This window comes from Flavihumibacter sp. CACIAM 22H1 (assembly GCF_001601815.1).
Classification (GTDB): domain Bacteria; phylum Bacteroidota; class Bacteroidia; order Chitinophagales; family Chitinophagaceae; genus Flavihumibacter.
This window is the reverse complement of record NZ_LUKG01000008.1, coordinates 61,072-69,542: the sequence shown is the minus strand read 5'-3', so window position 1 is coordinate 69,542 and position 8,471 is coordinate 61,072. Positions and strand designations below refer to the sequence as shown.

At 46.1% G+C, this 8,471-nt stretch carries 8 protein-coding genes; 3 read left to right on the top strand and 5 right to left on the bottom strand.

Translation table 11 applies throughout. The features are described 5' to 3' along the window. Window positions 1-673, bottom strand: a 673-nt coding sequence (locus A1D16_RS04375; protein WP_290708020.1) for a sugar phosphate nucleotidyltransferase, incomplete at its 3' end; no start/stop codon positions are given. A 48-nt stretch (window positions 674-721) separates the two neighbouring features. Beyond that, window positions 722-2,140: a glycogen synthase gene (locus A1D16_RS04370; RefSeq protein WP_290708019.1), complete on the bottom strand. Its 1,419-nt coding sequence runs from the start codon at window positions 2,138-2,140 to the stop codon at window positions 722-724. 141 nt (window positions 2,141-2,281) lie between these two features. Here A1D16_RS04370 and A1D16_RS04365 point away from each other — a divergent pair, with 141 nt between their 5' ends. Beyond that, entirely contained in the window at window positions 2,282-3,886 is a 1,605-nt protein-coding gene (locus tag A1D16_RS04365; RefSeq protein ID WP_290708018.1) for an MFS transporter, read from the top strand. 12 nt (window positions 3,887-3,898) lie between these two features. After that, window positions 3,899-4,894: an ROK family protein gene (locus A1D16_RS04360; protein ID WP_290708016.1), complete on the top strand. Its 996-nt coding sequence runs from the start codon at window positions 3,899-3,901 to the stop codon at window positions 4,892-4,894. Between the two features lie 48 nt (window positions 4,895-4,942). On the opposite strand, the gene lipA is transcribed toward A1D16_RS04360, so the two are convergent. Further along, window positions 4,943-5,863, bottom strand: a complete 921-nt coding sequence (gene lipA, locus A1D16_RS04355) for a lipoyl synthase (RefSeq protein ID WP_290708015.1) — start codon at window positions 5,861-5,863, stop codon at window positions 4,943-4,945. A gap of 17 nt (window positions 5,864-5,880) precedes the next feature. Then, window positions 5,881-6,684 carry a hypothetical protein gene (locus tag A1D16_RS04350; RefSeq protein ID WP_290708014.1) on the bottom strand — a complete coding sequence of 268 codons (804 nt, stop codon included), beginning with the start codon at window positions 6,682-6,684 and terminating at the stop codon, window positions 5,881-5,883. Between the two features lie 50 nt (window positions 6,685-6,734). On the opposite strand from A1D16_RS04350, the gene A1D16_RS04345 reads away from it, so the two are divergent. After that, complete coding sequence (locus tag A1D16_RS04345; protein WP_290708013.1) at window positions 6,735-7,139, top strand: OsmC family protein; 405 nt, start codon at window positions 6,735-6,737, stop codon at window positions 7,137-7,139. 7 nt (window positions 7,140-7,146) lie between these two features. On the opposite strand, the gene A1D16_RS04340 is transcribed toward A1D16_RS04345, so the two are convergent. Continuing rightward, window positions 7,147-8,430 (bottom strand): DUF2851 family protein, encoded by a 1,284-nt coding sequence (locus A1D16_RS04340; protein WP_290708012.1) that lies wholly within the window; start codon window positions 8,428-8,430, stop codon window positions 7,147-7,149. Between the last annotated feature and the right edge of the window lie 41 nt (window positions 8,431-8,471).

Here is an 8,471-nt window from a genome sequence, read left to right as displayed (position 1 = left end):
CGTTCTCCAATAAATCAAACAACAGTTTCCGGTTGAATATATAAATACCCATGGAAGCCAGGTACTGCCGGCCCTGCTGCCGCATTTCGTCCCCTGTGTCGCTGATCCATTCAGGTAATACATCCTTTTTGGGCTTTTCCACGAACGAGGTAATAAATCCATCCGAAGCTTTTAAAATGCCGAATTCAGGAGCTTCCCGCTCTGCAACAGGAATGGTGGCAATGGAAATATCGGCTTCGCTTTTCTTATGGTTTTCGAGCATTTCGCTGAAATCCATCTGGTAGAGCTGGTCGCCCGATAATATCAGCACATATTCGCTTTCAAACGGCATAATATGGCGTAAGCTCTGCCGCACCGCATCGGCTGTTCCCTGGAACCAGGTAGGGTTATCAGGGGTTTGTTCTGCAGCAAGTATATCTACAAATGCAGCACTGAAGGCACTGAAATGATAAGTGTTTTTGATATGCCGGTTGAGGGATGCGGAATTAAACTGGGTTAGTACAAACATCCGGTTGATATTGGAGTTCATACAGTTGGAAATGGGAATATCCACCAGGCGATATTTGCCTGCAATGGGAACGGCGGGCTTACTTCTGCTGGCAGTGAGTGGGTAGAGGCGGGTACCTGCACCTCCTCCAAGGATTACGGCAAGTATTTCTTTGCTGATTGACATATCGTTACGTTTGGATTAGATTGATTGGTTGGTGTTCGGGAGGCGCTATTAAGGTAATAAAGATTTGTATAAATCGATGTATTGTTTCGCGCTGACATCCCAGCCGAAATCGAGTTCCATAAGTTTACGACGGATGGCATCAAATTGCAACTGATCTTCGTACAATTCTACGGCCCTGTAAACTCCCTGGGTAATATCGCCTACACTGGCATTATTGAATGCTATACCATACCCCCCTGGCTCACCGATATCAAGTACGGTATCCCGCAACCCTCCCGTACGGCGTACTACCGGCACGGTTCCATAGCGCATGGCATAGAGCTGGTTTAATCCGCAGGGTTCTACCCGGCTGGGCATCAGCAGAAAGTCGGCACCTGCGTACATCCGGTGACTCAATTGTTCATTGTACCCGATTTTGGAATTATAGTAGCCCATCCAGTACGAACGCATGTTTTCCAACTCCTGTTCTACCTGTGTTTCGCCACTTCCCAAAACCAGGAAATTCATACGCTGGTCGATGTAATACAATGCGTCTCCGATGGCTTTTGGCAGCAGGTCGGCGGCCTTCTCCCCTACCAGCCGTCCAATGAAAATGAAAAGCGGCTTTTCCGGGTTCAGGTTAAACTCTTTGCAAAGAGCTTCTTTATTGGCCCGCTTGCCTTTTGCCAGGGTTTCCATGGAATAATGGTCAGACAGGTAGCTATCTGTAGCAGGATCCCAAACCGCTGAGTCGATTCCATTAATAATGCCGGAGCATTTCCCTTTTTCGTATTCAAAAAGCGCTTCCAGGCCATTGCTTTCCTGCCGCATTTCGTATAAATAACTCCAGCTGACCGTGGTTACCTTCCAGGCGCTTCGAATGCCCGCTGCCAGCGGGTTGATCATATTGTTCCAGTCGAGTATGCCCCATCGCCAGCCATCCCAATGCGGAATATAGTCGGCCTTGCTCCAATCCATCCAGCCCTGGTATTGGGCATTGTGAATGGTAAGTACCGTTGGAATTGCTTCCAGGTGGCTATACTGGTAACAGTATTTAAGCATAAACGGGATCAGCGCGGTATGATGATCATGCACATGCAGGATATCGGGATGGTGTTTCCAGGAGCTGACCCAATCCACTACAGCAATCTGGAAAGACATAAACCGTTCGGTATCGTCGGCATATCCATAGATCTTTTCCCGGTCGAGCAAGCCATTAATATCAACCAGGTATAGATCAAAACCCAGTTTATTTGTCGCTTCTTTAATAATGGTATAATCGAACCAGGTAGCGCCCAGGTAGGCGCTGGACTTATGAACCACCTCCCATTTATTTTCATACAGGAACTTTGTCCTGTACATTGGCATTACAACTTTACAGATATGACCGGCTTCTGCCAGGTATTTGGGTAATGCTCCGACCACATCGCCTAATCCACCTGCCTTTGCTACCGGATAGCACTCGGCTGATACATGAAGAATTTCCATAGAAATAATTACGATTGAATATAATAAGAAATTGAATTGGGGGCACGATCCATTGAAAAAATTTCAGACAAATAAAATTCTTCCTATTTTCACTGCTTCTCAGCAAGGTCATATTGACAAATTAAAAACCTGGATTTTATCATGTCGCAAACCAAACAACCAACGAATACAGGCGCATTAGCAACGCTTGTAATGGTTTTCTTTTTCTGGGGTTTCATTGCTGCCTCCAACAGTATCCTGATCCCTTTCTGCAAAACCCATTTTGAATTAAACCAATTCCAGAGCCAGTTAATCGGTTCTGCTTATTATGGCGCTTATTTTATCGGGAGCCTGATCTTATTTATTGTATCCAACGTACTGGGCTACGATATCCTGAACAAAATCGGTTATAAAAAAGGCATTATTTACGGTCTCTGGATTTCTGTGGCCGGAGCCCTGCTGATTATTCCATCGGCCAACGCAAATTCTTTCCCGGCCATCCTGGGGTCTTTATTTATTGTAGCACTGGGCTTTTCTTTGCAACAAACAGCCGCACAGCCCTTTGCTATTGCCCTGGGCGACCCGTCTACCGGTACCCAACGGCTGAACCTGGGCGGTGGTGTAAACTCGTTTGGAACAACACTCGGCCCCATCATTGTGAGCTTTTTCCTTTTTGGCTCCGTTACAGATGCCGGTAAAGAGGTAACCATTACCAATATAAATACCCTGTATGTAATAGTTGCAGCCGTTTTTGCAGCGGTTGCCCTCTTTTTTACCTTTTCGAAAAACCTGCCCGACGGCAAAAACGATGAACGGTTTGAAAAAGCCAATAAAGCCGCCGGCGCGCTTTTGCTTATGACAGGTATAATTCTGGCCATTATCCTGATTGGTCAATTTACCGATACCAGCAAACTGGCCTTATTGCTGCTTACGCTGATAACGGTAGTAGCTATTCTTTTTTATTCCAATGGTTCAGCCCGGAAAAGTCCGGAAGGTTGGGGAGCTATGAGATACGAACAACTTATCTATGGTATGCTTGGAATTTTTGTGTACGTAGGTGTGGAAGTAACCATCGATAATAATTTTGGTGCCTTATTAAAAACACCCGGATACTTTAATGAAGTTGGGCTGGACGAAAGTGAGATATCCCATTTTATTTCCCTTTATTGGGGTAGCCTAATGATTGGTCGCTGGACGGGTGCCATTGGTGTATTTAACCTATCAGCCATGGGTAAACGAATAGCAACCATTGTTGTTCCGTTTATTGCATTTGGCGTAGTTCTTTTTGCCAATCATCTCAAAGGAAACGATATTAGTGACCTGTATGGTTATTCCGTAGTGGTAGTTATTATGATTCTTGCCTTTTTCTATGGCCAGGAAAAACCGGTTAAAACCCTGCTTACGGTTTCGGTGCTGGCTACCATTTTTATGCTAATCGGAGTATTTACCAAGGGACTGATTTCGGTTTATGCCCTGATGGCAGGAGGACTTTGTTGTTCGGTTATGTGGCCCTCCATTTTTTCACTGGCAGTAGCCGGCCTGGGAAAATATACCAGCCAGGGCTCCGCTTTCCTGATTATGATGATCCTCGGTGGAGCAGTACTTCCGCCCCTGCAAGGTGTATTGGGCGACCTGAAGGATATGCATTTTTCTTATTTATTAGCAGCGGCCTGTTTTGCATTCCTTGCTTATCTTGCGCTGAAACTTAAAAACGTATTAACCTCCCAGGGACTGGATTTCGACAGCCAGATTGGTGGTGGACATTAATAGTAAGCGATTATGAGCATGACAAAAATTCCTTTAGAGTATGCCATCGGAGTTGATATAGGTGGTACCAATACAAAATGCGGCATCGTAAATCGCCGGGGTGAAGTCCTTCAGTATGAACAATTGTCTACGCCGGAATATGAGACGCCGGAAGCGTTTGTAGATGCCCTTTGTGTGCGCTTGAACCTGATGATTGAAAAAGTGGGTGGTGCTGAACTTATAAAAGGTATCGGAATTGGTGCCCCAAATGGTAATTATTATACCGGCACCATTGAATATGCCCCGAATCTTCGCTGGGTTGGGGTGGTTCCGCTGGCTGATATGGTTAGCCAGCGTATGCATCTTGCCACGGCCTTAACCAATGATGCCAATGCTGCGGCCGTAGGTGAAATGCAGTACGGAGCTGCAAAAGGGATGCGTGATTTTATTACCATTACCCTGGGTACCGGCGTTGGGAGCGGAATTGTTGCCAATGGCCAGCTTATTTACGGGCACGACGGTTTTGCCGGAGAACTGGGGCATACGATTATTCGTCCGGGTGGCCGGCCGCACTGGTCGACCGAATTGGTTGGATCACTCGAAGCCTATGCATCTGCTACCGGGGTTGTATTAACCGCTAAGGAAATGCTGCAGAACCAGCCGGAAAAAACCAGTCTGCTCCGGAAATTCAACCTAGACGAATTAACCAGCAAGCAGATTTTTGATTGCGCTATGCAGGGAGACGAAATTTCACAGGCCGTATACCGTTTTACGGGGCAGATTTTGGGCGAATCACTCGCTAATTTTGTAATGTTCTCTTCCCCGGAAGCTATCATACTTTTCGGCGGACTGATAAAAGCCGGCAACCTGATTTTTGATCCCACCATCGAACACATGGAAAAAAACCTGCTGCCAATCTTTAAGAATAAAGTAAAAGTGATCAAGAGCGATCTGCACGAGGCGGATGCTGCTATTCTTGGCGCCAGCGCACTGGTTTGGGAAATGAAGCAGAGTAATGCTTCCTTGTAAAATTTATAAAAAATAGTGAATGGTGCGCAAGTCACCATTCACTATTTACTATTTTCCTTCCTGCCATTTGGCTCTTCCATACCCCGGAATTACATGCCGTTCGGAATGATAAGAAGAACGTACCAATGGTCCGCTTTCAACATAATCAAGGCCCAGGTTATAACCAATTTCGCGGTACTCGGCAAATTCATTCGGATGTACAAAGCGATCTACCGGCAAATGCTTTTTTGTGGGCTGAAGATATTGTCCGATCGTTACTACATCTACCCCATTGTCTCGTAAATCTGTAAGGGTTTGAATTACTTCTTCCCTGGTTTCACCCAGTCCAAGCATAATACCACTTTTCACCCGCATTCCGCCTTCTTTCAGGGTTCTGAGTACCTCCATACTTCTCCAGTACTTAGCCTGGATCCGCACTCTTTTGGTCAGGCGTTCAACCGTTTCAATGTTATGGGATACTACCTCCGGTGCGGCATCGATAACCTGCTGTATCTGTTCCTTAATTCCTTTGAAATCCGGAATCAGGGTTTCCAACGTAGTGTCGGGGTTTAATTGTTTTACCGCTTTAATGGTATTGTGCCAGATCGTGGAGCCGCCGTCTTTCAATTCGTCACGGTCTACAGAGGTAAGGACCGCATGTTTTACTTTCATCAGGTAAATGGCTTCAGCCACCCGTTGTGGTTCATCCCAATCAACCGGGTCAGGCCTGCCGGTGGCTACCGCACAGAACCCGCAACTGCGGGTGCAGGTATTGCCTAAAATCATAAAGGTGGCGGTTCCTTCTCCCCAGCATTCCCCCATATTAGGGCAATTTCCACTTTCACATATTGTATGAAGCTTATGTGTATCTACAAGAGAACGAACATGCTTATAGTTTTCCCCGGTGGGAAGTTTAACTCTTAGCCAATTGGGCTTTTTAATAGCAGACTCATTTTTCGGGACAGCTGCAACGACGGGTAATTCCTGCATAATGGTACAAAATTACGTTACTTACGCTTACCGAAGAGCACGGTAACATACGCATTAAAAAACAGGTTTTTCTCCTTGTTGTTCACCATCTGTAATACTGATTTACTGTAATACTCGAGGTTCACCCCTGCTTCGATAGCAGAAACCACTTCATTAAAGCGGCCATAATCAAAGCGCAGGGCTGCTTTTGCGTGGGCCCCGGGGTTGAATTTGACCTCGCCCCAACCTACCGTAAAACCAGATGCCCCCAGGTAACTATATTGCCGAAAATCTTCTATTTCTGTAAAACGCTTGCGGCTTCTTTCTTCTGTTGTACGATCAACAACATCTACATAATAGGGTTTTTCCAGTCCAATACTTACTCCGCCTGCCCATATTCCGGTTACTGAAACCCCGTTTTTATTGTTTTTTCCACCGATCAGGTGTTGCTGGCCATATCCTCCTTTCAACTGGTAAAAATTATTCGCTTTCCCAAAAACATACTGGTTCACATTACCGGTGAAGAGGTCAATACTACCGGCATCCTTGTCTTCTTTAGGATGTTTTTTTTCATTGAATTCGATCTGGATCAACCGGGTTTTCCGGGGTGTAATGAACTTGCCTTTTTCAAACCAGATGCCCCAGCCGTCACTGTTCAACCGCAGGCCAAATACATTGTGTTTGTCAAAGATGAGTTGCCCCTCCTCTTCCATCTTAATCAGGGCATTGATTCTTTCCTTTTTCTCAGCTTTCTTATCCTTTTTAGGGGATGCGGGATTGGATTGGGCCCATACCATGGTTGTCATCACAATTCCTATCGGCAATAACAAGATTTTTTTCACAGTCATTTTTTTAGGTACCTGCTAGCGTAAATTTATGCAAAAATAACAGCATGACAGCATCCGTTGTTTACGAAGGACAATTACGTTGCAAAGCAACCCATGTACAGAGTGGCACTACGATTGAAACCGATGCACCTACTGATAACCGTGGCAAAGGAGAGCGCTTTTCACCCACCGATATGGTTTGTGTGGCCCTTGGAACCTGCGCCATTACTACAATGGGCATCAAAGCACAGGATATGGACATTGAACTGGCTGGTACTACCCTCGATATCCAAAAACATATGGTAAGTGACCCCCGGAGAATCGGTAAAATCGACGTAATTCTTCGCTTTCCCAAAACGTTAAACCTTAGTGAAAAAGATCAAACCATCCTGGAAAGGGTCGGCAATAACTGCCCGGTGTTTAAAAGTCTTTCACCGGATGTACAGATGAACCTGGTGTATGAATGGTAATAATTTTTTAATCAGGCGGTACAATACCGCCTGATTGATTTAATATAGACTGCCCGATGGCACAATCGAGGCAGTTTTTAGCCTGGCAATAAGAATGTTTTAGCTCCAGTAAGGCCTGGCTTTCCATGGCAGAATGGCAACTTACACCCGCCCGTTGCCATTGTTTGATCAAGGTGTTTTTTTCGGCCGATAGTTCTTTCAGCCAGTTCAGGGCCTTTTGCTGCAGCGCGGCCTGTTGCTGGTAGATGCCTGCTGCATATACATAGGGTACAATTACATTGATCAATAATTGCTGTACCATTTCTTCTCCCAGGTGTTTAGGGTAATAGGGCGCTACTTCTTCTAATGTAAAATGGTAGTGCCAGAAATCATTGGCTGTTACAGCCAGGTTTTTCGCCAGTTCTTTGGGGTGCGTTGCTTCCAGCCAGGAACTGCCCAAAAATCCGTTCTGATGCAACAGCATGGCTAACTGGGCCAGCCTTACTTCGGGAAAGGCAGCGGGGCGCATTCGCAGTTTTTGCAGCGTTCCATGCACGGGTGTTAATTGGTATTTGTGCCGGAGAAAAGCATATTCCCGCTGTAATAACTGTACATATGCATCGGCATTCGAATGATCCAGTAAGTTCGCCTGCCCCAGCAACATGGCTTCCAGCTGAATAACCTGCTTCTTATGGCGCGCTAGTAATCTGGTGGGCAGGGATTTGGCAACCTGTTCAAAAAAAGCGCCATTTATAGTACCTCCCATGTAACGGGCCATCCACCACCAGCAGCTATCCTGCCAATTGCCGTTGCTTTCCTTGTACAACTGCAACAAACTGGCGGCTTTCCGGGCTAACCGTTCCCGGATTAATTTCTCCTTCCAGGAAAGCCAGTACCCGGCAGCTATGCCCGGTAACCATTCCTCACAAACAAACTGTCCGCCTGCTTCCATTAACTGTTGGTACCGGCTTAACAATAGGGAGGAAACCCGGTGTTGAAGCACCAGGGTTGGTAATGTGTCGGCCAGCCGACGGTCGTCGTTTTGCCATACTACATGCAGTATAACATTGTTATAAGCGGCATCTGTTTCATGCCGGTGCTGAAACCACTGAGAACTTTTTATATGAATTTCAATATGGCCTGCCCACAAAGTTCCGTCCAGCAATATGCGTGCATTCAGGAAATCTGGTCCCTGGTCATTGTTCCAGGTGCCCGGGTTTCGGATGATCAGTTGCTCACCGGTTTCAACCTCCAGGTTTTGCAGTTGGAAAAATTTCTCCTGCCAGATAAACTGTAGTAACCGCTCTTTCATTTTTATGGAAAACTAAGCGGTTTAAGAACCGGGGTCAAGCG